Annotated in this window: 17 protein-coding genes and 1 pseudogene; 6 read left to right on the plus strand and 12 right to left on the minus strand. The window is 35.2% G+C overall.

Annotation, left to right across the window (positions count from 1 at the left end; all coding sequences use genetic code 11):
* The first annotated feature begins 456 nt into the window (after nt 1-456).
* Nucleotides 457-2,457: a heavy metal translocating P-type ATPase gene (locus tag PQ463_RS03795; protein ID WP_274256372.1), complete on the plus strand. Its 2,001-nt coding sequence runs from the start codon at nt 457-459 to the stop codon at nt 2,455-2,457.
* Nucleotides 2,458-2,461: 4 nt separating this feature from the next.
* Here PQ463_RS03795 and PQ463_RS03800 read toward each other — a convergent pair whose 3' ends face one another.
* The 4 genes from PQ463_RS03800 to PQ463_RS03815 form a co-directional block, all read right to left on the minus strand.
* Nucleotides 2,462-3,745 carry a DUF6624 domain-containing protein gene (locus PQ463_RS03800; RefSeq protein ID WP_274256373.1) on the minus strand — a complete coding sequence of 428 codons (1,284 nt, stop codon included), beginning with the start codon at nt 3,743-3,745 and terminating at the stop codon, nt 2,462-2,464.
* A 61-nt stretch (nt 3,746-3,806) separates the two neighbouring features.
* Entirely contained in the window at nt 3,807-4,457 is a 651-nt protein-coding gene (locus PQ463_RS03805) for a VOC family protein (RefSeq protein WP_274256375.1), read from the minus strand.
* A gap of 270 nt (nt 4,458-4,727) precedes the next feature.
* Entirely contained in the window at nt 4,728-6,182 is a 1,455-nt protein-coding gene (locus PQ463_RS03810) for a sulfatase family protein (RefSeq protein WP_274256376.1), read from the minus strand.
* A 248-nt stretch (nt 6,183-6,430) separates the two neighbouring features.
* Nucleotides 6,431-6,862, minus strand: coding sequence for a DUF1810 domain-containing protein (locus tag PQ463_RS03815; RefSeq protein WP_111376930.1), 432 nt, complete (start codon nt 6,860-6,862; stop codon nt 6,431-6,433).
* A gap of 362 nt (nt 6,863-7,224) precedes the next feature.
* On the opposite strand from PQ463_RS03815, the gene PQ463_RS03820 reads away from it, so the two are divergent.
* Entirely contained in the window at nt 7,225-7,974 is a 750-nt protein-coding gene (locus PQ463_RS03820) for a 4-hydroxy-tetrahydrodipicolinate reductase (RefSeq protein ID WP_274256377.1), read from the plus strand.
* 98 nt (nt 7,975-8,072) lie between these two features.
* Here PQ463_RS03820 and PQ463_RS03825 read toward each other — a convergent pair whose 3' ends face one another.
* The 3 genes from PQ463_RS03825 to PQ463_RS03835 form a co-directional block, all read right to left on the minus strand.
* Entirely contained in the window at nt 8,073-8,819 is a 747-nt protein-coding gene (locus tag PQ463_RS03825; protein WP_111376931.1) for a succinate dehydrogenase/fumarate reductase iron-sulfur subunit, read from the minus strand.
* Nucleotides 8,820-8,914: 95 nt separating this feature from the next.
* A complete protein-coding gene (locus tag PQ463_RS03830; protein WP_274256378.1) occupies nt 8,915-10,825 on the minus strand; it encodes a fumarate reductase/succinate dehydrogenase flavoprotein subunit in 1,911 nt (636 codons plus the stop codon).
* Between the two features lie 283 nt (nt 10,826-11,108).
* Nucleotides 11,109-12,386, minus strand: a complete 1,278-nt coding sequence (locus PQ463_RS03835) for an acetyl-CoA C-acetyltransferase (protein ID WP_274256379.1) — start codon at nt 12,384-12,386, stop codon at nt 11,109-11,111.
* A gap of 237 nt (nt 12,387-12,623) precedes the next feature.
* Here PQ463_RS03835 and PQ463_RS03840 point away from each other — a divergent pair, with 237 nt between their 5' ends.
* Entirely contained in the window at nt 12,624-15,062 is a 2,439-nt protein-coding gene (locus PQ463_RS03840; protein WP_274256380.1) for a TonB-dependent receptor, read from the plus strand.
* Between the two features lie 381 nt (nt 15,063-15,443).
* On the opposite strand, the pseudogene PQ463_RS03845 reads toward PQ463_RS03840, so the two are convergent.
* The 5 genes and pseudogenes from PQ463_RS03845 to PQ463_RS03865 form a co-directional block, all read right to left on the minus strand.
* Nucleotides 15,444-16,468: pseudogene (locus PQ463_RS03845) on the minus strand (LLM class flavin-dependent oxidoreductase).
* 69 nt (nt 16,469-16,537) lie between these two features.
* Nucleotides 16,538-16,945 carry a DUF1634 domain-containing protein gene (locus PQ463_RS03850; RefSeq protein ID WP_274256382.1) on the minus strand — a complete coding sequence of 136 codons (408 nt, stop codon included), beginning with the start codon at nt 16,943-16,945 and terminating at the stop codon, nt 16,538-16,540.
* Nucleotides 16,932-17,768, minus strand: a complete 837-nt coding sequence (locus PQ463_RS03855; RefSeq protein ID WP_111423554.1) for a sulfite exporter TauE/SafE family protein — start codon at nt 17,766-17,768, stop codon at nt 16,932-16,934. The genes PQ463_RS03850 and PQ463_RS03855 overlap by 14 nt, the downstream gene beginning before the upstream one ends.
* A 207-nt stretch (nt 17,769-17,975) precedes the next feature.
* Complete coding sequence (locus PQ463_RS03860) at nt 17,976-18,410, minus strand: DoxX family membrane protein (RefSeq protein WP_111376938.1); 435 nt, start codon at nt 18,408-18,410, stop codon at nt 17,976-17,978.
* Nucleotides 18,411-18,417: 7 nt separating this feature from the next.
* A complete protein-coding gene (locus tag PQ463_RS03865) occupies nt 18,418-18,975 on the minus strand; it encodes a GNAT family N-acetyltransferase (protein WP_111376939.1) in 558 nt (185 codons plus the stop codon).
* A 437-nt stretch (nt 18,976-19,412) separates the two neighbouring features.
* On the opposite strand from PQ463_RS03865, the gene PQ463_RS03870 reads away from it, so the two are divergent.
* From PQ463_RS03870 to PQ463_RS03880, 3 genes are all read left to right on the plus strand, one after another.
* Complete coding sequence (locus tag PQ463_RS03870) at nt 19,413-20,426, plus strand: zinc-binding alcohol dehydrogenase family protein (protein ID WP_274256383.1); 1,014 nt, start codon at nt 19,413-19,415, stop codon at nt 20,424-20,426.
* A gap of 142 nt (nt 20,427-20,568) precedes the next feature.
* Nucleotides 20,569-20,955, plus strand: a complete 387-nt coding sequence (locus PQ463_RS03875; RefSeq protein ID WP_274256384.1) for a DoxX family protein — start codon at nt 20,569-20,571, stop codon at nt 20,953-20,955.
* A 401-nt stretch (nt 20,956-21,356) separates the two neighbouring features.
* Nucleotides 21,357-21,971: a GNAT family N-acetyltransferase gene (locus PQ463_RS03880; protein WP_274256385.1), complete on the plus strand. Its 615-nt coding sequence runs from the start codon at nt 21,357-21,359 to the stop codon at nt 21,969-21,971.
* Nucleotides 21,972-22,731: the final 760 nt, after the last annotated feature.

Below are 22,731 nucleotides of genomic sequence, written 5' to 3' on the forward strand. Positions count from 1 at the left end.
ATTAGAAGAATCTCGCAAAGACGCGAAGTCGCAAGACAGATTTTATAAGATTAATATAAGTTGCCTCCAGCTTTAGCTGGAGGTGTTTAAAAAGATTGTAATGGGCTTTAGCCAAACTTGAGATTTTAGGCTAAAGCCCTCACACTAGATTCAAATAAATCTCCAGCTAAAGCTGGAGGCAATTGAAAAATAAATTTTGCCACAGATTTAAAGGATTACCATGATTTTTATTTAGCAAAGATTTAGCGGATTTTTTTAATCTTTTTAATCCTTTTAATCTGTGGCAAAAAAACTTTGCGTCTTTGCGACTTTGCGAGATTAATTCGCCACAGTTAAATAAAAACTTAGTGTCTTTCTCGTAATAAACTTTACCACAAAATGCTTAAATTTAGGACATTATTTAAACAAAAAACTTCAGGCATTCAAAACATGAAACCTGAAACATGAAACAAAAAAATGATACATCAAGATAAAGAAGTAAAAAGTACAAAAAATAAAGCCAAACCTTCCTGCTGCTGTTCTCATGATGAACCCGTACATTCTGAGAATGATGGGCACGATCATGAAGGTCATGATCATGAACACAATGTAGAAGGAAGCTGGTTTAAATTGTTCTTGCCATCTATTATATCTTTTGTTTTACTGGTTATCGGAATTGGTTTTGATAACTATTTTCCGCAAGATTGGTTTACAGGATATGTTAGAATTGCGTGGTATGCGATTGCATATCTTCCAGTTGGACTTCCAGTAATAAGAGAAGCTTATGAAAGCATTGTAAAAGGAGACATTTTTTCTGAGTTTTTCCTCATGTGCATTGCTACAATTGGAGCTTTTGCTATTGGAGAATATCCAGAAGGTGTTGCTGTTATGCTGTTTTATACCATTGGAGAAACCTTTCAGGGAATGGCAGTTAACCACGCAAAATCAAGTATTAAGAGCCTTTTGGATCAGCGTCCCGATGAGGTTCATATATTAGAAAATAATGTCGCGATAAAAGTCAAAGCCAAAGACGTTCAGATAGGAGCCATTATTCAGCTTAAAGCAGGAGAAAAATTAGGTTTGGATGGCGAATTATTATCTGATTCTGCTTCGTTTAATACTGCAGCTTTAACCGGAGAAAGCAAACCTGATACGAAAAAGAAAGGCGATACTGTTTTAGCAGGAATGATAAACGGTAATACAATCGCCGAAGTAAAAGTAACAACGGCTTACAGCGATAGTAAATTGTCTAAAATTTTGGAATTGGTGCAGAACGCTACAACCAAAAAAGCGCCTGCGGAATTGTTCATTAGAAAGTTTGCTAAAATCTATACGCCAATTGTGGTATTTCTTGCAATTGCAATTTGCATAATTCCAATGCTTTTTGTTGATAATTATGTTTTTACAGATTGGCTTTACAGATCGTTGGTTTTCCTTGTGATTTCTTGTCCTTGTGCTTTGGTTATTAGTATTCCACTTGGATATTTTGGTGGAATCGGTGCCGCAAGCAGAAACGGAATCCTGTTTAAAGGCAGTAATTTCCTTGACAGTATTTCGACAATTCAGAATGTGGTAGTAGACAAAACAGGAACTATGACCGAAGGTGTTTTTAAAGTTCAAGAAGTCATTATAAAACCTGAATTTGATAAAGATGAAATCTTAAAACTGGTTAATGCTCTAGAAAGCAGAAGCACGCATCCTGTTGCAACAGCTATTCATAATCATGTTGGCCCAATTGATTCTTCGGTTGAATTGAAAGAAATCGAAGAAATTTCTGGACATGGATTAAAAGCAATACACAACGGAAAAGAATTGTTTGTTGGGAATTTTAAACTCTTGGATAAATTTTCGATTTCGTATGATATTGATCCATCTTCAATCGTTTATACTACAATTGCCATTGCTTACGAAGGTAAATTTGCTGGGTATCTTACAATTGCTGATGAAATTAAAGCAGATGCGAAAGAAACCGTTTCTAAACTAAAATCGTTAGGTGTAAAATTGACTATGTTAAGCGGAGATAAAGCGAATGTCGTTCAGTTTGTGGCTGATAAACTTGGAATAACAAAAGCTTTTGGTGATTTGCTTCCAGAAGATAAAGTGGATAAAGTCAACGAAATTAAAGCTAAAAACGAAACAATTGCCTTTGTGGGTGATGGTGTAAATGATGCGCCTGTAATTGCGTTAAGCACCGTAGGAATTGCGATGGGAGGTTTAGGAAGCGATGCTGCCATAGAAACTGCCGATATTGTGATTCAGGATGATAAACCAAGCAAAATTGCAATGGCGATTAATATCGGAAAACAAACCAAAAAGATTGTCTGGCAGAATATTACATTGGCTTTTGTAGTAAAAGCTTTTGTCTTAATTCTAGGTGCTGGCGGACTTGCCACGATGTGGGAAGCTGTTTTTGCAGATGTTGGCGTGGCTTTACTAGCGATATTGAATGCAGTGAGAATTCAGAGAATGAGGTTTTAACAGATTACAAACTACCAACGATATCCTTCCATCTATTTTCGGAATAGAATTTTTGAAATGCAGCATTAGATAGTAATGATTTTAAGTTTAAATCGCCTCTAAGGTGGTTTAAACTTAAAAAATCTAAAGCAATACTTCGATATTGTTCTTCATTGGTCTGATTGTAAATTTTTGCAAAAAGTTCCGCAGCTTCAAAATTTTGAGCGCTAGTCATTCCGCCTAAAATCATTGAGGCGTTATTGTAATTTTCATACACATTCTGAAATTCTTTTGCCTCATAATTTTTTTTAGCCAAGCCGATAAGGTTTAAAGTATCTTCTTTATCTTTTTTATCCTTTTTTGCAGCATCAGAAGCGGTCGGGAGCGTGTAGTTAAAACCATAATTCAGCGCATAAATCTTTAATGGAATCATTCTTAAAGCGGTTCGTCTTTTATCGATGTCATTTTCTTTTAAAATCCCTCTAAAACCTGATGCTTCGCCATTTTGCGTCCAATTTACTTGCGTTCCGTAAAGCTGTTTATAATTTAAATTACATTGAACTCTGTCATACAAAAATGCATAGTTTTCAATTTCAAGTTCTTCTGTTCCTTTTAATTTTTCCATTTCTTCCAAAGCCTTTTTTTGGAAGAAAATATCTTGATCTGAGTGCTGAACAATCAGCCAGAAATTATGAGCGCCATCTTTTCCTATTTGAGATATTTTAGGCCAGCCGTTGGTTCTTAGAATCTCTTTTGCTGCAGAAAGATTTTTAAAATCTAATTCGTTAATCTTCTGCTGTAATTCATTCAATTGCGCAGGATCAGAAGTTTGAATTTTAGCGTACCTGATTTTCTGGTCTTCAATTCCCATTGCAATAATTTGCTTTCGAAGCTCAGGAAACTGTAATGTCTTTTCGTATTCCTGCTCTTTTAAATATGCTTTTTGCACTATGGCTTGCCATTCTTTGCTATAATTATTTCTAATAAAATTAAAATACGGTTCAATCAATAATTGGTCTGCTTCAGTCCAACCTTTATCCAATGATAAATCTAAATACTGAAATGCTTTTGTTTTATTTTCGTCAAGCGAATACATTCCAGCCGCTTTATAGGCATTTAAAGCATCGGGCTTTTCAATTGAAAAAGCCTTTTCTAGTTTTGGAATAGCGTTTTTATAATCTTTTTGAAGATGCAATAACGAAGCTTCTGCAGTTAAAGTTTCGTATGCAAGATTGTTTTGTCCTTTAGAAGCATTAAAACTAAATAACAGCAAAACTAACCCATATTGTTTCAGATACTTTATAATCATTTTTCAGCTTTTGTAAGATGAAAATACAAATTATATTTTTATGTGTTTGACACAGAGTGTTTTAAAAATGCAATTCAATTATATTTTCATTATTCTCTAATGTAATTTGTGTTGGATTACTTTCAGAAGGAATCTGAGTTGGATACCAATTTCTAGTAGGTTGCACCAAAATCAACAAACCTTCATGATCGCCAATTGCAGCAAATTTATCAGTGTTTGTATTTTGAGAAAAGAAATGCAATCCGTGTTCTTCGATTAATTGATTTCCTAATTGTAATGGACTTTCCGTAACAATTCCGATTTCGCTAATGCTTAAAATAGAAGCAGAGTTGAATTCGCCAATTTGTTCATTATTAAGATCATGTCGCGCAATGAATTCGAGTAAATTTCCATTATGATCAAAGAAATAAATAGAATGTGCATTCCAATTTTCAAAATTTGTAACTACACTTTTATCTTCTAGAACAATTAAATCAACTTTGCCTTTACACCATTGAATGGCTTCTTCAAGCTGATTTTCGGGAATATTAAAAGCAAAATGATATATGGAATTAAACTCTTTGTCTTCGACAAATTTTAAAATAGAAGTTCCAGCTTGAAACGTTATCGATTTTTGGTCATTTTCAAGAATGAAAAGCCCAAAAATGTTCTGATAAAAAGCTTTCGCTTTTTGAATATCGTTTGTTTTAATTTGTATCTGATCTATTCTCATGACAATAATTTATTATAAAAGAAAAAAGCTTCTTTTGAATGATAAACAAATTTAAAAAATGCTATTGATGTCAAGGATGTAGCGCTATTTTAGGCGTCAATGAAAGGATAGTAAATAAGTATTGATTGAAGTTAAACTGCATTTCTAAATGTTTTATTAAAGTTACAAAAAGACAAACTGACATTGTTGTAAGATTATCAAAAAAAAACTTTCATTTTGTAATCTTCTCGTTAAAAGAACAAAAGCCCGATTGTAGTCGGGCTTTTGTTTTTAATATGTAGCAGGTTTTCTAACATTTTTTCCAACCTTTTGATTCAAATCATCGCCAAGATCTTCTCTTGCAGTATTAGCGATTTTCTGAATTTCGGCTACAATTTCAGGATATAATTGCTGTACATCGCGAACTTCTCCCGGATCATGTGCTAAATCATAAAGCGCTATTGGAAATTCTGCGGAAGCGCCTTCTCCGCGATAACCATCTTTTCCTTGTAATTTTTTGTTGTAGGTTGTGCCTTTGTGTGGGAAAACAAGTTTCCAATGTTTGTATCGAATGGCTTCTAAATTATTGCTTCCAACTCCGAAATAATAATAAAAAACTTCTCTTGGGCCAGAAGCCGTTTTTCCAGTCAGAACAGGAAGAAAATTCAAACCGTCAATTTGGTTTTTTGGTAAAGAAGAACCTGTTATTGAAGCAATTGTAGGCAGTAAATCCATATTGGTCATAAGAGAACTGTTTACAGAGCCGCTTTTTATTTTACCTGGCCAACGTATCAAAAACGGAACCCTTGTACCACCTTCCCAAGTAGTTGATTTTCCTTCTCTAAAACCGCCCGATGAACCTGCATTGTCACCAAAAACAAGCCAAGGACCATTATCACTCGTTATAATTAGGACAGTATTTTTAGCTATTCCTTCTGTATCTAACGTATTTATGATTTCGCCAATTGACCAATCCAGTTCCAATATCACATCTCCAAAAAGGCCTAAATCGCTTTTTCCTTTAAATTTGTCTGAAACCGCTAAAGGCGCGTGTGGCAAAGGATGTGTGAGATATAAAAAGAACGGATCTTTTTTGTTTTTCTTGATAAAACCAATTGCTTTTTCGGTAAAAAGTGTAGTTAGTTTTGAAGCGTCTTTGATATTTTCAATCGTATCAATAATGGTTGTATTGCTGATTAATGGGAGAGGAGGAAAGCTCGAACGCATATCTTTAGCATCCGTTACTTTTGAATAACCGTCATAATCAATCGGCCATACGTCGTGTGAATACGGAATTCCGAAAAACTCATCAAAGCCATAATTAGTTGGCCAATATGGAAGTTGATTTCCTAAATGCCATTTTCCGTAATTAGCCGTTTTGTATCCGTTTTTCTTTAAAAGTGACGCAATAGTTTCTTCATTTGGATTTAAAGCATGTTTGGCTCCAGGAAGCAATACACCCGACATTCCGATTCTGTTTGGATAACAGCCAGTTAATAAAGCTGCTCTGGATGCTGTACAAATCGCTTGTCCTGCATTGAAATTGGTAAAACGCATTCCTTCTTCGGCAACTTGATTAAAATGAGGAGTGTTGACTCCTGTCATTCCGTACGGTTCAGTGTCGCCATAACCCATATCATCCATGTTGATGATAATAATGTTGGGCTTAGAATTTGAATTTTTACTTTGAGCAATGCCTAAAGAGGTAATTGCCGAAAGAAAGAGCAAGAAGAAACTTCTTTTCATGATTTGTGGTTTTTGGAATAATTAATAATGACATGGCGTATAAGTTTGGTTGACCACAAATATATTGAAAAGATGAAATTTAGAAATAAAAAAAGCCCATTTTATATAGAAAAGGGCTTAGAGGCTTTTGAGATTTATTACCCTTAATTAAGCCATAAAGAACGCAAAGATTTTTAGACAAAGCTTTGCGTTCTTTGCGTATTTAAGAAACTACATAAAATGACCTTGCGTACTTTGCGGTTAAAACATCAAAGATTGCTATACAATAATTGAAGTGTATGAAAATCAGATGAACCGTCAAAGTGTTTGTGAAGCACTTCCTGAAAGATAGGTTCAGTATTTTGAACGCTAGCAAACAATGTCATACAAGATTGAAGATTTTCTAAATCAATGCTTTCAAAAATATCAGAAACATTTTCTTCCTTTTTGATTAATTCAGAAGTGATTTCTACAAGATGTTTTCCTAAAATTGGATGTTCCAGAAAAGCAATTGCTTCATCAGCATTTTTGATTTCGTAAAATTTGGAAGTATCATTAGAACCCATTCCTTTTATCTGCGGAAATATAAACCACATCCAAGGAGATTCTTTTTTACCATTCTTGATTTCGTCCAAAGCGGTCAGATACAATTTATTCTGAGCATCTAAAAAACGAAGCAGTCCATTATTGTTGTAGGCCATTACTTACTGATATTTATTTGGGGTATCAGGCCATAAATCTAGTCAAAATATGTTTACTTGTATAACCTCCAAATCATTTTTTAAAGTCATTTTTTAACAATTTAAATCGAATTATTTAGAAATACGATTATATGTAAAATTAGATGGATTGATTTTGGATTAACAGATAAAATCGTATTAATAAATGATTTTAATGTTATAAAATGAAGTTTTAGTTGGTGATTCTGTTATGAATTTTCTATTTTTATGAACAGGCAGTTTCTAAAACGGCTTGAATTCTTTAAAATTAGGATTGATATTGACCATCTTGCAATATCAATATTTTCAACCGGGCAAGCTTCGCCCATAAAAAATAAATGCTTATGAAAATAGGATTAATCGGATTCGGAAAAACTGGAAAATCAGTAGCTTCAATATTATTAGAAAATAAAAAATTCTGCTTAGAATGGGTTTTACGTCAAAGTACGGTTTTAGAACACAGATCGGTTCCAGAATTTTTTGGAGTACAGTCAGAAGAACCCGGCTTAATCTATTCTAGTTCTAAAACTTCTATTGAAGAATTATTAGAAAAGCATCCTGTTGATGTAATTATCGATTTCTCGTCACATCAGGGAATTTATACGTATGGAGAAGTCGCGGCAAAGAAGCAGGTAAAAATTATTTCTGCTATTTCGCATTATAAAGATAAAGAACTAGAGTTTTTAAAGAAACTGGCTAAGAAAACCACAGTATTTTGGTCGCCTAATATTACTTTGGGTGTAAACTATTTGTTGTTTGCTGCTAAATTTCTAAAGAAAATTGCACCGTGGGTTGATATCGAAGTAAATGAAGAACACTTTAAAACCAAACAAGGAACATCTGGGACAGCGGTAAAAATTGCTGAAGCACTAGATGTTGACAAAGAAAACATTAATTCGGTTAGGGCAGGGGGAATCGTTGGAAAACACGAGGTTATTTTTGGTTTTCCGTTTCAAACCGTACGTTTAATTCACGAATCAATTTCGAGAGAGGCTTTCGGAAACGGAGTTATTTTTGTGGCCGAAAATCTAAAAGAGAAAGAAAAAGGATTATATAATTTCGAGGATATCCTGACGCCTTATTTTACAGTATAATTAAAATATATTTAATCTCGCAAAGACGCGAAGTTGCAAAGTTTTTAAACTTAAAAAAAGAAAGACTTTGCGTCTTTGCGACTTTGCGAGAAATTCATTTACTTCCTAAAAGTCAAAGCCTTCATATATTCTAAATTCATTTTAGCAATAGAAAGCACCGAAATTCCTTGCGGACATTCGATTTCGCAGGCTCTTGTATCAGAACAAGCTCCAAAACCTTCTTCATCCATTTGTTTTACCATCGAAACCGCACGTGTTTGGGCTTCTAATTTTCCTTGAGGTAAAAGTGCCAGATGTGTTATTTTGGCTCCAACAAACAAGGCTGCGCTGGCATTTTTGCATGAAGCCACACAGGCTCCGCATCCAATACAGGCAGCAGCATCAAAAGCGGCTTCTGCCGTTTCATACGAAATCGGAATACTGTTTGCTTCTGGCGCCTGACCCGTAGCAGCGCCAATAAAACCTCCCGAAGCAATGATAGAATCAAATGCTTTTCGGTCAATTTTTAAATCACGTAGAACAGGAAAAGCTTTTGCACGAAATGGTTCAATATAAATAGTGTCTCCATCTTTAAAACTTCTCATATGAAGCTGACAGGTTGTAGTATTTTTTAAAGGCCCATGAGCGCGTCCGTTTATCATAACGCCGCATTGCCCGCAGATTCCTTCACGACAATCGTGGTCAAACTCGATCACTCTTTCTCCATTTTGAATTAGAGATTCGTTCAAAAGATCCAACATTTCCAAAAACGACATATGTTCTGATACTCCATCAATTTCATAATCTGTCATTTCTCCTTTAGTTGAAGAATTAAACTGGCGCCATATTTTAAGATAAAGTTTCATATATAATTGTAAATTATGAATTGTTAATTGTTAATTATGAATGAGTATTGTGAATTAATAATTAACAATTAACAATTCACAATTAATATTCACCATTATTTATAGCTTCTTACTGCGAGTTCAACTGATTCAAAGGTTAAAGGTTCTTTGTGAAGTTCTGGTTCGTTATTTAAACCTTTCCACTCCCAAGCCGATACATAACAGAATTCAACGTCGTTGCGGACAGCTTCGCCATCAGGGGTTTGGTATTCTTCTCTAAAGTGTGCGCCGCAGGATTCTTCACGCTGTAAGGCATCGTAGCACATTAATTCGGCTAATTCGATATAATCGGCAATTCGACCGGCTTTTTCAAGTTCGCTGTTTAACGTATTATCACCAGTAATTCTAAGATCTTTTTCAAAAGAAGCTTTCAGTTCACGGATTTCGATTAAAGCCTCTTCCAGCTTTTGTCTGCTTCGCGAAAGACCGCATTTCTCATAAAGAAGACGTCCGATTTTTTTATGGAAATAATCTGCTGAAAGTGTTCCGTTGGTATGTAAAAAGCGATCCAATTGTCTTCTTACTGTTTTCTCAGCTTCCTCAAATGCTGGATGCGAAATATCAGGTTTAGTTGAATTTAATTCGCCAGCGAGATAGTTTGGAATTGTATAAGGAGCAATAAAATAACCGTCGACACAGGCTTGAAGTAGTGAATTTGCTCCTAATCGATTGGCACCATGATCGGCAAAATTGGCTTCGCCTACAGCAAATAAACCAGGAATTGTGGTCATAAGCTCATAATCAACCCAAAGTCCGCCCATAGTAAAATGCGCTGAAGGTGAAATCAGCATGGGTTCTTTGTAAGCGTTTATGCCTGTAATCTTTTCGTACATGGCAAAAAGATTACTGTATTTGGCTTCGATTTTATCTTTTCCTTGCGCTTTGATCGCATCCGAGAAATCGAGATAAATGGCATTTTTCATTGGCCCAACGCCATGTCCGGCATCGATTCTTTCTTTGGCAGCTCGTGAAGAAATATCTCGTGGAGCTAGATTTCCAAAGGAAGGATAACGGCGTTCTAAGTAATAATCGCGCTCCTCTTCGGGAATGGCGTTTGCATTTCGATCATCTGCAGCTTTTTTAGGAACCCAAATTCTTCCGTCATTTCGCAGTGATTCCGACATTAAAGTCAGTTTTGATTGGTTTTCACCATGCTGTGGAAGCGAAGTAGGGTGAAACTGAATCCAGCTTACGCCTGCCATATAAGCGCCTTTTTTGTGCGCGCGCCAAATCGCAGAGCTGTTACAACCCATTGCCAAAGTAGATAGATAATATACTTTTCCATAACCTCCAGAAGCCAGAACAACGGCATCTGCAGCGTGACGTTCTAAAATTCCAGTTTCAAGATTTCTTGCAATTATGCCTTTGGCTTTGCCATCAATAACCACGAGTTCGAGCATTTCGTGACGAGTATATAAAGCCACTTTTCCTAAAGATGCCTGACGTTCTAAGGCTTGATAAGCACCCAATAAAAGCTGCTGTCCGGTTTGGCCTCTCGCATAAAAAGTTCGAGAAACCTGAACGCCTCCAAAAGATCTGTTGTTTAAATATCCCGCATATTCCCTTGCAAATGGAACACCTTGAGCAACTGCGTGGTCTATAAGATGTGCAGAACATTCCGCTAATCGATAAACATTGGCTTCACGAGATCTGAAATCGCCTCCTTTTATAGTGTCATAAAACATTCTATAAGTGCTGTCGCCATCATTTTTGTAGTTTTTGGCAGCGTTTACTCCGCCTTGAGCGGCAACAGAATGCGAGCGTCTTGGAGAATCCTGAAAACAGAAAGATTTTATGTTATAGCCTTGTTCAGCAAGAGAAGCAGCGCACGAAGCACCTGCAAGACCAGTTCCAACTACAATGATGTTTAGTTTTTTTCGATTTGCAGGATTGACCAATTTGGCTTTAGACTTGTAAAGACTCCATTTATCAGCAAGAGGACCTTCGGGTATTTTTGATTCCATCATTTTTAGTGGTTTAAAATGAATTGATACAAAAGCTTTAATAGAAAACTAAATTTAGCATAAAATATTGATATTTAGTTGTTTTTGTATGAATATATTTAAACAAAATGGACTTTAAGTAAGTTAAATAGCTGTATGTTGAAGTTAAACCCGACAGGTTTTTAAAGCCTGTCGGGTTTATTTGATAGAGACAAAAAAATCTGCTAAATCTGCGAGCAAAAATTACTCCCGCAGATTTAGCAGATTCAGCAGATTTATAAAATCGAATTGAAATATTTTTGAAAAATTATTTCTCAATTATCATGGTAACTCCTTGACCGCCTGCCGCACAGATGGAAATTAAGCCTTTTCCAGATCCTTTTTCGTTAAGAAGTTTTGCCATTACGCCAATAATTCTTCCGCCAGTTGCTGCAAAAGGATGTGCTGCGGCCAAACTGCTTCCTTTTATATTCAGTTTGTTTCGATCAATGGCACCTAAAGTTTTCTTTAAACCTATTTCGGCACTTAGTTCTGGGCTTTCCCAGATTTTTAAAGTGGCTAATGTCTGAGCAGCAAAAGCTTCGTGAATTTCATAAAAGTCAAAATCTTGCAGGTTTAATTCTGCTTTTTCCAACATTCTTGAAGCAGCAAATAAAGGTGCTAACAAAAGATTCTGTTGATTTTTAACGTATTCAATTGCAGCAATTTCTGCAAAAGTAATATAAGCCAAAATAGGAAGTCCTTGCTCTTTTGCCCATTCTTCACTAGCCAGAAGAACACAAGAAGCTCCATCTGTTAATGGAGTTGAATTTCCTGCGGTAAGGGTTCCGTTTACTTTATCAAAAGCAGGGCTTAGTTTGGCTAGTTTTTCAATTGTGCTGTCTCTTCTTAAATTATTATCTTTTTCTAAGCCGTTGAAAGGAGTAATCATATCATCAAAAAAGCCTTCGTCATATGCTTTTGCCATATTCAAATGGCTTTTTAAGGCAAATTCGTCTTGTTCTTCGCGAGAAATTTTATAATATTTTGCAGTAATTTCAGTATGTCCGCCCATAGAAAGTCCTGTTTGCGATTCTTCATTTCGAGGCACTAGCGGACTAAGATCTTTAGGACGAAGTTTTAGAAATGTTTTAATTTTCTCGCCTAATGATTTTGCTTTTCGCGCATCAAGCAGTATTTTCCGAAGTTTCTCACTAACCGCAATTGGCATATCGCTGATAGAATCTACACCTCCAGCAATTCCAGAATCTATTTGTCCGAGAGCAATTTTGTTGGCAATATAAATAGCGCTTTCAATTCCCGTGTCACAAGCTTGCTGCAAATCGCATGCAGGTGTTGCCGGGTCGAGGCTGGTCTGCATTACACATTCACGAATTAAATTGTTGTCGTAAGTATGTTTGATTACAGCACCTCCAGCAACTTCTCCCAATAGCTTTCCCTTTAGATTGTATTTATCAATAAGACCATTGAGCGATGCGGTCATCATTTCTTTATTTCCTACGTTAGAATAGGCCGTATTAGCTCTTGCAAAAGGGATTCTGTTATAGCCCACAATGGCAACTTTTCTTATTGTATTTGATTTCATATCAGGAAGTTATTTGTTTTTTGGTTTTGAAATTTAGAAGTATAAAGATAGAAATAGATTTCGGTTTGAAACTTAATGTAGATTAATATTATCAGGAAATAACTTAGAGATGGCTGTTTTCAAATTTATTCTACTGATTTAGTTTATTTTGTTTTATTTATTTAGAATGAATTAAAATAATTTGGAAAAGTTGAGATTTGCATATACTTTTGTCGCTCAATTTAAAATCAAAACCAAATGAAAATAATTTTTAATGCCAGAGTTTATCTTTTTGTGCTGTTTTTGAGCTCACTAAATATGATGGCACAACAGCTTGGAACTGTAAACGGAAAAGTTTCTTTGAGTGGCAATAAACCAGCAGAAAATATAGCTGTAGCTTTAAAAGGAACAAAATATTCGGATATTACAACTGTTTCAGGACATTATGAAATTAAAAATGTAAAGCCAGGAACATATACTATCGTCTTAAATGGAGTAGGAATTCAACCTGTTGAGGATAAAATTGTTGTCAATTCAAAACAAACGATAACCAAGAATTTTTCTCTTTCTGAAAGTCAGGAAGATCTTGATGAAGTGGTAATTAAAAAGAATAAATACAAGCAAGACAAGCCTTCATTGTCATTGCGTCTTCAGACTCCAGTTTTAGAAATTCCTCAAAATATACAGATTGTAAGCGGTCAGACTTTAAAAGACCAGCAGATTACAAGTATGAGCGACGGTGTAATTCGTAATGTGAGTGGTGCTGTACGTTTGGAGCACTGGGGAGATTTGTATACGAATATTACAATGAGAGGTTCTCAAATTCAGGCTTTTAGAAACGGTTTTAACGTAGTTTCTTCTTTCTGGGGACCATTAACAGAAGATATGAGCTTTGTAGATCATATCGAATTTGTAAAAGGACCTGCTGGTTTCATGCTTTCAAGCGGTGACCCAAGCGGATTATATAACGTGGTGACTAAAAAGCCAACAGGTGTAACGAAAGGTGAGGTAAGTGCTATGGTAGGAAGCTACGATTTCTACAGAGTAAGTTTAGACCTTGACGGAAAATTAGATAAAAAAGGAAAATTATTATACCGTTTTAACGGAGCTGTACAAAAGAAGGGATCATTCCGTCCGTTTGAGCATAACGACCGTTACGTAATTGCTCCTGTAATTTCTTATCAGATTGATGATAAAACAAAATTGACATTTGAATACAACTTTCAATATGCAAATATGACCGAAGTAGGTTCTTACTATGTTTTTGGACCACAATCAGGAGGTTATGCTACTTTACCTCGCAATTTTACAATGACACAGCCAGGATTGCCAGATACAAACATTCAAGATCATAGCGGTTATCTACAGTTCGAACATAAGTTTGACGAAAATTGGAAGCTTACAGCGCAAACTTCTTACTTTAAATACCTTCAGCAAGGATACAGCTCTTGGCCAGGTGTTGTTGGTCCTGGACCAGTTGATAGAAATTTTGATGGAGTTCCTGAAGGAAACCTTGCTGCTGGTGAGATTATCAGAAATGTTGGTATTTGGGATGCGGAAAGTAATATGTATTTAGGACAGATTTTCGTAAACGGAAAATTCAATACAGGAAATGTTTCTCATAAAATATTAGGAGGAGTAGATTTAGGGAGCAAAGATTATATGGCAGATTGGGGACAATCGCATGATTTAGACACTGTTGATAATCCGTTTAATGTTTATAATCCAAATTATGGTACGCCATCAAATGGTTTACCGCAGTTTGACCATGATACGCCTTTAAGCCAAAGAGCAGGCGGACTTTATGGTTCGAAGTATGCGGCTGGTTATGTTCAAGATGAGCTTGGCTTTTTAGAAAACAGATTAAGATTGACTCTTGCTGCAAGATATACTTGGATTAGCCAAACTAGCAGCTATGAGGCAGAACCAATTGAGGATAGCCATATTACACCTCGTGCTGGTTTAAGTTATTCTATTACTGATGATTTTGCAGTTTACGGTTTATATGATCAAGCTTTTACGCCTCAATCTGGAGTAGTGAGAAGCGGTGATGTAAAACCTCTTACTGGAAATAATGTTGAATTTGGGCTTAAAAAAGATTGGTTTGACGGTTCTTGGAATACAAGTTTATCGGTTTACAATATCTTAAAGAAGAATGAGCTAACAGCAGATCCTAGTAATCAGCCAAACGAGCAGTATAAAATTGTTTTGGGTGAAAAAAGAGCTCGCGGTGTTGAATTTGATGTAAGAGGAAAAATCTTTGATGGCTTAAATCTTATTGCAAATTACGCATTTACAGAATCAACGGTAACTAAAGTTGATCCAGCTGTTTCTGCAGCTAATGGTATTAACGTAGGTGATGTTGTGCCAGGTTATGCTAAACACACAGCAAATGCATGGTTAAATTATACGCTTCAGCATGGAAAATTAAAAGGTTTTGGTGCTTCTATTGGAGGAACTTTCCTTGATGGACGCCAAACTGACACATGGAGTGAAGGTCTTCAAAAATTGCCTTCTTACTTTAAATTGGATGGAGGTTTATCTTATGAAACAGGTAAAGTTAAAGTTACTGCAAACGTATTCAATATCTTAGATAAATATTTATATAGCGGTTCATATTACAGCTGGTTAAATGCTTATTACTGGCAAGCTGAAGCTCCAAGAAATTTTAGAGTTGGTGTTACTTATAAATTCTAAATCGATTTGTTTTAGTTGAAAAATTACAAATCACACAAAAAAGCATCTGACTTCATTGTTAGGTGCTTTTTTTTTTTTTAAGGTGCTAAGGTTCTGAGATGCTGAGGTTCTAAGGTTTTTAGGCTCAAAGTTTTTTGAGTTGCCTCCAGTTTTAACTGGAGGTTATGAAAATTAAGATTTAAAAAAGGCTTTAGCCAAACTTCATCTAGTTTGGCTAAAGCCTTTTTGATTTTTGCTATATTTTCCATCCAGCTAAAGCTGGACGCTATTCAATTTTTTTTAATCCTTTTAATCTGTGTATCCAGATAGCTATCGGGAGTGGCTTAAAAAAAACTTAGCATCTTAGCTCCCGATAGCTATCGGGATTGCCAGATTAACAATTTATCCTTTCTTAATCAAAGGAATTAATTTTGTACCAATCAATTTTCAATCGCATTCATTAATTGTTTGTGCGTCAATCCAGCATTATCCATCTGAAAAGTAAATCGATCTACACCGCCCAGCGCTTCGCTATGTCTAAGGATTTTCTCTGCCGCTCTTTCTGGACCTCCGACAATTAAAACGCCCAAATCATCAATTAAACCGTCAAATTTGCCTTTGGTTACAGGAGGCCAACCTCTTTCGTATCCTAATTTTGTCCATAATTCTGCGTAACCAGGATAGTATTCTTCAATTGCTTTTTCCGTTGTGCTGCCCACATACCCAGGCGAATGCAAACCTACTTTTAATTCATTAGGTTTAAAACCTGCTGCTTTTCCTGCTTCTCTATACAAATCAACTAAAGGTTTAAAACGATGTGTTTGTCCGCCAATTACGGCAACCATTAACGGAAGGCCTAATGAACCGGCTCTAATAAAAGATTCTGGCGTACCGCCAACGCCAAGCCATATTGGCAATTTTTCTTGTAAAGCTCTTGGGTAAACAGGCAAATTGTTTAAAGCAGGACGAAATTTTCCTTCCCAAGAAACAAATTCATTATCTCTAACTTGAAGAAGCAGTTCTAGCTTTTCTTTAAAAAGAGCATCATAATCTCTCAAATCATATCCAAAAAGGGGATAAGCTTCAATGGCAGATCCTCTTCCGACAACAATCTCAGTTCTTCCTTTTGAAATTAAATCTAAAGTGGCAAAATTTTGATAAACTCTCACAGGATCTGCAGCGCTTAAAACGGTTACAGCACTTGTCAGTCGGATGTTTTTTGTCCTTGCCGCCGCTGCACTCAAAATAACAGCTGTAGCAGAATCTAAAAACTCTTTTTTATGATGTTCTCCAATTCCGAAAACATCTAGACCAGCCTGATCTGCAAATTCAATTCTTTGCAATAGCTGCTCCATAGCATCAACACTGCTCAGAGTGTTGTTATCGCCATACATTGCCGAAGCAAAACTGTCTATTCCTATTTCCATAAAATAAAGCTAAATTCCAATAATTAAATTCCAAATTCCAAAATCTACAATCTGCAGTCTAAAATTTTCTTAATGTGAGAAACCAAATGAAATGCTTATAATGATAATTAGGATTACAATTAATGTAATGCCAACATACAAGTAATCTTTTTCCAATAAAAACGAAAATAGCGAAAGCAGTACACGTAAAACAGGCGTCATGAACAAGAAAATAATTCCTGTAAATATTAATGATTCACCATTTCCTTGTATTGCACCGTTGTAAACAGCCGCAATTACTTCAAATATATTTCGGTCATTTTCTTTAAAAACAGAATAATCCTCAATCTGATTTCCATTATGAAGCAAATAAACAATTCCGCCAATAAAAGCTACTGATAACGAAATCCAAACTCCGTAACGAAGCAAGTTTCCTATGATTGTCTGAAAATCTTTTTCTCCAAATTTTTCTTCGTGTACCATATTAGATTTTTCCATTTAGTCCGTTATAAATCATGTTTATTGCCAAAACAAAAATCAGGCAGGCAAAAAATATTCTCAATTTCTTCGGATTTGTTCGCACTAAGATTTTGGCTCCAGCCATAGCTCCAAACAAAACTCCAATTACAACCGGCATACAGATTCCAGGTTCGATATATCCTTTTTGAATATAAATTACAGAACTCGCCATTGCTGTAACGCCCATCATAAAATTACTGGTTGTAGTTGAAACTTTAAATGGAACACGCATAATATTGTCCATTGCAATCACTTTAAAAGCGCCAGAACCAATTCCGAGAAGACCAGACATCATTCCGGCAACTCCCATCATACTAAAACCGCCAAGCACGTTTTTAGTTCCGTATTTGACAACTTCGCCATCGTGAGTAGGATAAGTTCCGTCTAATTTTAATTTTTTAGCCAGCGGACTAGATTCCAAAACGATATGTTCTTCTTTTTTTCGAAGCGAATTGATAGCAGAAAAAATCAGTGTTAAGCCGAACAAAACGGCTATAAATGAGGTAGGAGCAATTGTAGAAAGCAATGCTCCGCAAACCGCCCCGATTGTAGTAGCGATTTCGAGAAAAATCCCCATTCGCATGTTGGTAATTCCTTCTTTTACATAAGCAGCGGCAGAACCTGAAGAAGTGGCGATAACAGAAACCAAAGCGGCTCCAATGGCATAATGAATATCGACACCGAGAATAATGGTTAGAAGCGGAATAATAATGATACCGCCTCCTAAGCCTGATAATGAACCGATAAAACCTGCTAAAAAAGCACCTAGAATCATTATAAGCGTAAAGGTAAGTATTGTCATTTAAAATATGTTTTTGTAATTGCTAATTTACGAATACATATTTGTTCATGAACTTAAATATACCTTAAAAATGTTTTTGGTTGATAGTTTTTGGTTTATGGTTTTTAGTTTGTAGTTGATCGTTATTTTTTTGTTGCAATTAACTTCTGCAAAGTTTTTAGGTAGCCATCAACCATCAACCATCAACCATCAACCATCAACTATAAACTATATGCGATTATCAACGGCGAAAGATGTTTTACCAATATTAGCAAGTAGTAAAGCCGCCGCACAACTTGTCCAAACCGAATAGTCTAGAGGTGCTTTTACCGAAACCGAAACCGACATGGCAAAAGCAAAAAAGAACATTAAAATAGTAGTTCCTAAAGCGGCGAGTCTCGTTTTAAAACCAAATAATAATAGAAGACTCAGTAAAACTTCAAAGAAAGTGGCAATTCCTGCCAGAATTTCTGCTGTGGCTTTGTTGGCAAATGAATTGAGGGTTTGTGTGTAGATTACAAAGTTTTCCCAATTTCCCCAGGCAACTTGGTGAGATCCCGGTGCGCCCCAAACTCCAAATCGGTCTGCTACGGCCGAAAGCATTGTGATTCCTAAAACTATTCTTAAAATTAAACCTGCTTCTAATATTGTGATGTTTTTCATTCTATAATTAATTTTTGATTTGAAGATGTTCCAGGTTCTTCTTAACCAAAGTTTTGTTTCCAACTACTTTAAAACCAAGCTTTAAATACAGTTTTTTAGCACTCGGATTGTCTTCTTCAACCAGAAGACCTAAAACCTCTTTATTTTTATGAACGTATTTATCAATCAAAAATTGCAATAATTGAGAACCAATTCCTTTTCCCTGATGTTTCGGATTCACACCTAAAGAGTCAATGTAATACTCTCCAGCGCGTGTTTCCAATTCTGGGTCGAATTCTGGATTATGGTGTTTTCGAACATATTCGACTATCGGAGCACGTAATTCTTCAATGTCTGCGCCGTTATAAATATTTACTGCGCCAATGATTTCGCTGTTTTCCTCAGCCACAAAACAGTTTTGATAAGAATACTGATTATTTTCACTTTCAACGAAATACTGCAGAAAGTCTTTCGCGGAAGCGTAATCTTCTTTCGCAATAAACTTATAAATGATATCTTCCATTGCTAATAATAATATGGGAGCAATATATTTTGAGTCTGATTTTTCGGCTTTTCTTATATTCATAGTGTAGTATTTTTAGCAAATTTAGAGTTTTATTTGAACACATAGAAACATAGCTTTGTTTGTGGTTAAAGGCGTTTCACTTGTCTGAATGCACATAGCTTTGTGGATTAGACTTTGAGAAAGTTTTAAACCAAGTATTTTGGGAAATTAAGCATTACATAAAAGTAACCACAATCATTGTCATTTCGACGAAGGAGAAATCTCCGTAAGAAACTCGACATAGATTGGCCTTTCTTTACGGAGCTACTTGTGGAGATTTCTCCTTCGTCGAAATGACAAAAATGCGCAAACTAACTTTGTAATTTATCTTTTATGAATCTGCGTGAAACAAAAAAATCTGCCGAATATATACAAATATACGCTCAATATATACCAATTAAGAGATTTCAACTCGTCTTATATTTGTAGTATAGTTTTAATTTAAACATTAAAAAGAAATGAAAGCAATAGGATTTAAAACATCATTACCCATAGAAAACCCAGAAAGTTTTATCGAATTTGAAGCTGTAAAACCCATTCCTGGACCGCACGATCTATTAGTTAAAATTGACGCGATTTCAGTAAATCCCGTCGATTTTAAGATTCGCCAGAATAGCGCAAAAGATACTGTTTTAGAAACTCCAAAAATCATTGGCTGGGACGCTGTCGGAATCGTTCAGGCTGTCGGACAAGACGTTACTTTGTTTGAAGTAGGAGATCCTGTTTATTATGCTGGAGATATTACCAAACAAGGAAGCAATGCCGAATATCAGATTATTGACGAAAGGATCGTGGGCAGAAAACCTAAATCATTATGTGTGGAAGAATCAGCAGTAATTCCGTTAACGGCTTTAACTGCTTGGGAAATTCTATTTGACAGAATCAGAATTACGGCAGATAAAGACAAAGGAAAATCAATTTTGATTATTGGTGGAGCAGGAGGAGTGGGCTCGATTGCCATTCAACTAGCTAAGAAAATAGCGGGTTTAACGGTTATTGCAACAGCGTCGCGTTCTGAAACAATTGCTTGGTGCAAACAGCAAGGAGCGGATTTTGTGGTAGATCATAAAGATTTGATTTCTTCTGTTAGAGAAGCTGGTTTTGAGTATGTTGACTTTATTTTAGATTTTGTGGATACCAATGCTTATTGGGATACAATGGTAGAATTGATTAAACCACAAGGTCATATTGCCTCAATTACAGGAAGCAGCGATCTTGTTGCATTAACCAAACTGAAAAGCAAAAGCGTTTCTTTTTCTTGGGAATTAATGTATACCCGATCTATGTATCAAACAGAAGACATGGTAGAACAGCATAATATCTTAAATATCGTAGCAGATTTGTTAGACGACGGTATCTTAAAAACAACTTTAAATACTACACTACAAGGACTTACAGCCGAAAACCTAAAGAAAGCGCACGAACTTTTGGAATCTGGAAAGACAATTGGAAAGATTGCTATTAAGCTGTAAAGCTTAAAATCGAGTTAGTAATGGTTTAAAAGACTATTTGGAATTGTTTTAAATAATATTGTTTTTAAATAAGAAAATTTTGTATTTTCGTCGGCTTACAAACCCAATTGAATATAAATTTTTAACCTAAACAAAATTATTTATGATTTCAAAAAACACAGACCTTGGATTATTGCTTTTGCGTTTAAGTACCGGTGGCTTAATGCTTTTTCACGGTGTTTCTAAACTGATTCACGGAATTTCGTTCCTTGTAGAAAACATGGGCGCATTTGGATATGCAGTTTACATTGGCGAAGTTTTAGCTCCAATTGCTATTTTATTAGGATTCAGAACTAGAATTGCAGCAGTTCTTTTGGCAATAACTTGTGTTGTAGCAGTTGCGACAGCTCATGCTCAGGAGATTTTCTCAATTAGCGAGCACGGCGGTTATGCTTTAGAATTATTAATGCTTTATCTTTTTGGTGCTCTTGCATTGTTCTTTACTGGAGCGGGTAAATATGCCGTTTCTAAAAACAATCAGTGGGATTAATTTGCTGGCAATTATATAATAAGAAAGCTCTAAATTTCGATTTAGAGCTTTCTTTGTTTTATGCCTTTCATTTTGAATGCATCATCTTATCATTTTGATAAGCTTTTATAAATTGACTAAAGTTTGTTTTTATTATTTGTTTTATAATGAGGGAGTTATTGTGGTTTTAGTTGCTGTGGCACGCCTTTTGTTTTTATGTTATGGATTATTAAACGAGCCTTTAATTATAAAATATTTAAAAGAATATGAAAACAAGTAACAAAAGAAATAAAGAAATCACAAAAACGTATTTTTCAAATAAATCTAGACGAAATAAAGATCGATTCGTCAACTTAATGGTGTTTACGGTAGTTCTTTTTATTACTGTAATGCTTATCGCTAAAATAGTTTAGTGCCATAGTATGAAAACCATTCAGGATAGGGGAGAAACAGCTGTTTTTTCTTCTGATGAGAAAGTTAGTGACTCGTATGATTTTATTATTGAAGAGGCAACGATTAAGCATGTTTTCTATATAAATGATATTTGTGAAGAGACATTATTATCTGCCAAAGCCCGTGGAACTGGGATTTCAGGGCGACCACCAGAATTACTCGAGAAAAAAATAAAAGAAGGAGAAGCTATTATTGCATTTGCGCCAGATGGAAAATGGGCAGGTTTTGCTTTTATTTCTTCTTGGGAAAACGGAAGATATGTTTCTAATTCTGGATTAATTGTTGCGCCTGAGTTTAGACACACTGGCTTAGCCAAAAGAATAAAAAGAAAAACCTTTGAACTTAGCCGTAAAAAATATCCAGAAGCACTTGTTTTTAGCCTAACAACAGGTCTTGCTGTGATGAAAATGAATCATGATCTTGGTTTTGAACCCGTAACCTATTTAGAATTGCCAAACGATGAACTTTTTTGGGAGAACTGCAAAAGCTGCATCAATTGCCCGATTTTATTAAGCAAGGAAAGAAAAAACTGTTTGTGTACTGCTATGCTATATGATCCAAAAAAATCTGACGCTAATAGTTAATTAGCCACGCTACGTCAATTTGATATTGGTAGTAATTGACTAATTGTTCAATTGAGAGATTATCAAGATGGAGAATTGAAATTGGTAAAAAAAACTCCTTTTGATTTTGCATTAAAACATAAAATTAGTGAAAGAATAGAAAAATAAGACGAACAGCTAAAATTCGAAAAAGGGTATGACCGCGATTATGGGCTAAATACTAATAAAGAAGATGGCTTTGCTCGTGCAGTAGCATTAAGAATAATTGTTTAATGTGTTTCTTTAGGTGTTTATATTTAATTTATTGAAATATAATTTTATAGGTTTTATTTTATGTGTGGTAAAAGTATTTTTGAACCAGGTGCTAAGGATGATTTTAGGGCTGCTTTTGCTTTATAAGTCCCGCACTTTTCAGATTTGCCAATCAGCCAAAACTCTCTCAAATAACTTTAAAAGCAGGAGAGAGGTATCATGTAGTTTCTTTCTATGAATTTTATGTTGAAAAGTAATGGTTTTTGAGTTGAAAATTTAGAATCGGGAAACATTAAAACAAAGAAATTTTCGATCTTTTTTTTTCAGGAAACAGAAAAGCTCTTTTGCAATAGAACTATTGTTTTTATGTATTATTTCTGTTATAGAGATTTTCTATAGTTTAGTTTTAACTATTTGATTTTTAGTTTTTAAATTAAATTAATTAAATGAAAAGTTTAACAAGGGTAATGAAAAAATATTTTAGTCGATTAAGCCTGATTTGTGTTTTTATTTGTTGTTTTTAAGAGAA

This window comes from Flavobacterium sp. KACC 22763 (assembly GCF_028736155.1).
Lineage (GTDB): Bacteria > Bacteroidota > Bacteroidia > Flavobacteriales > Flavobacteriaceae > Flavobacterium.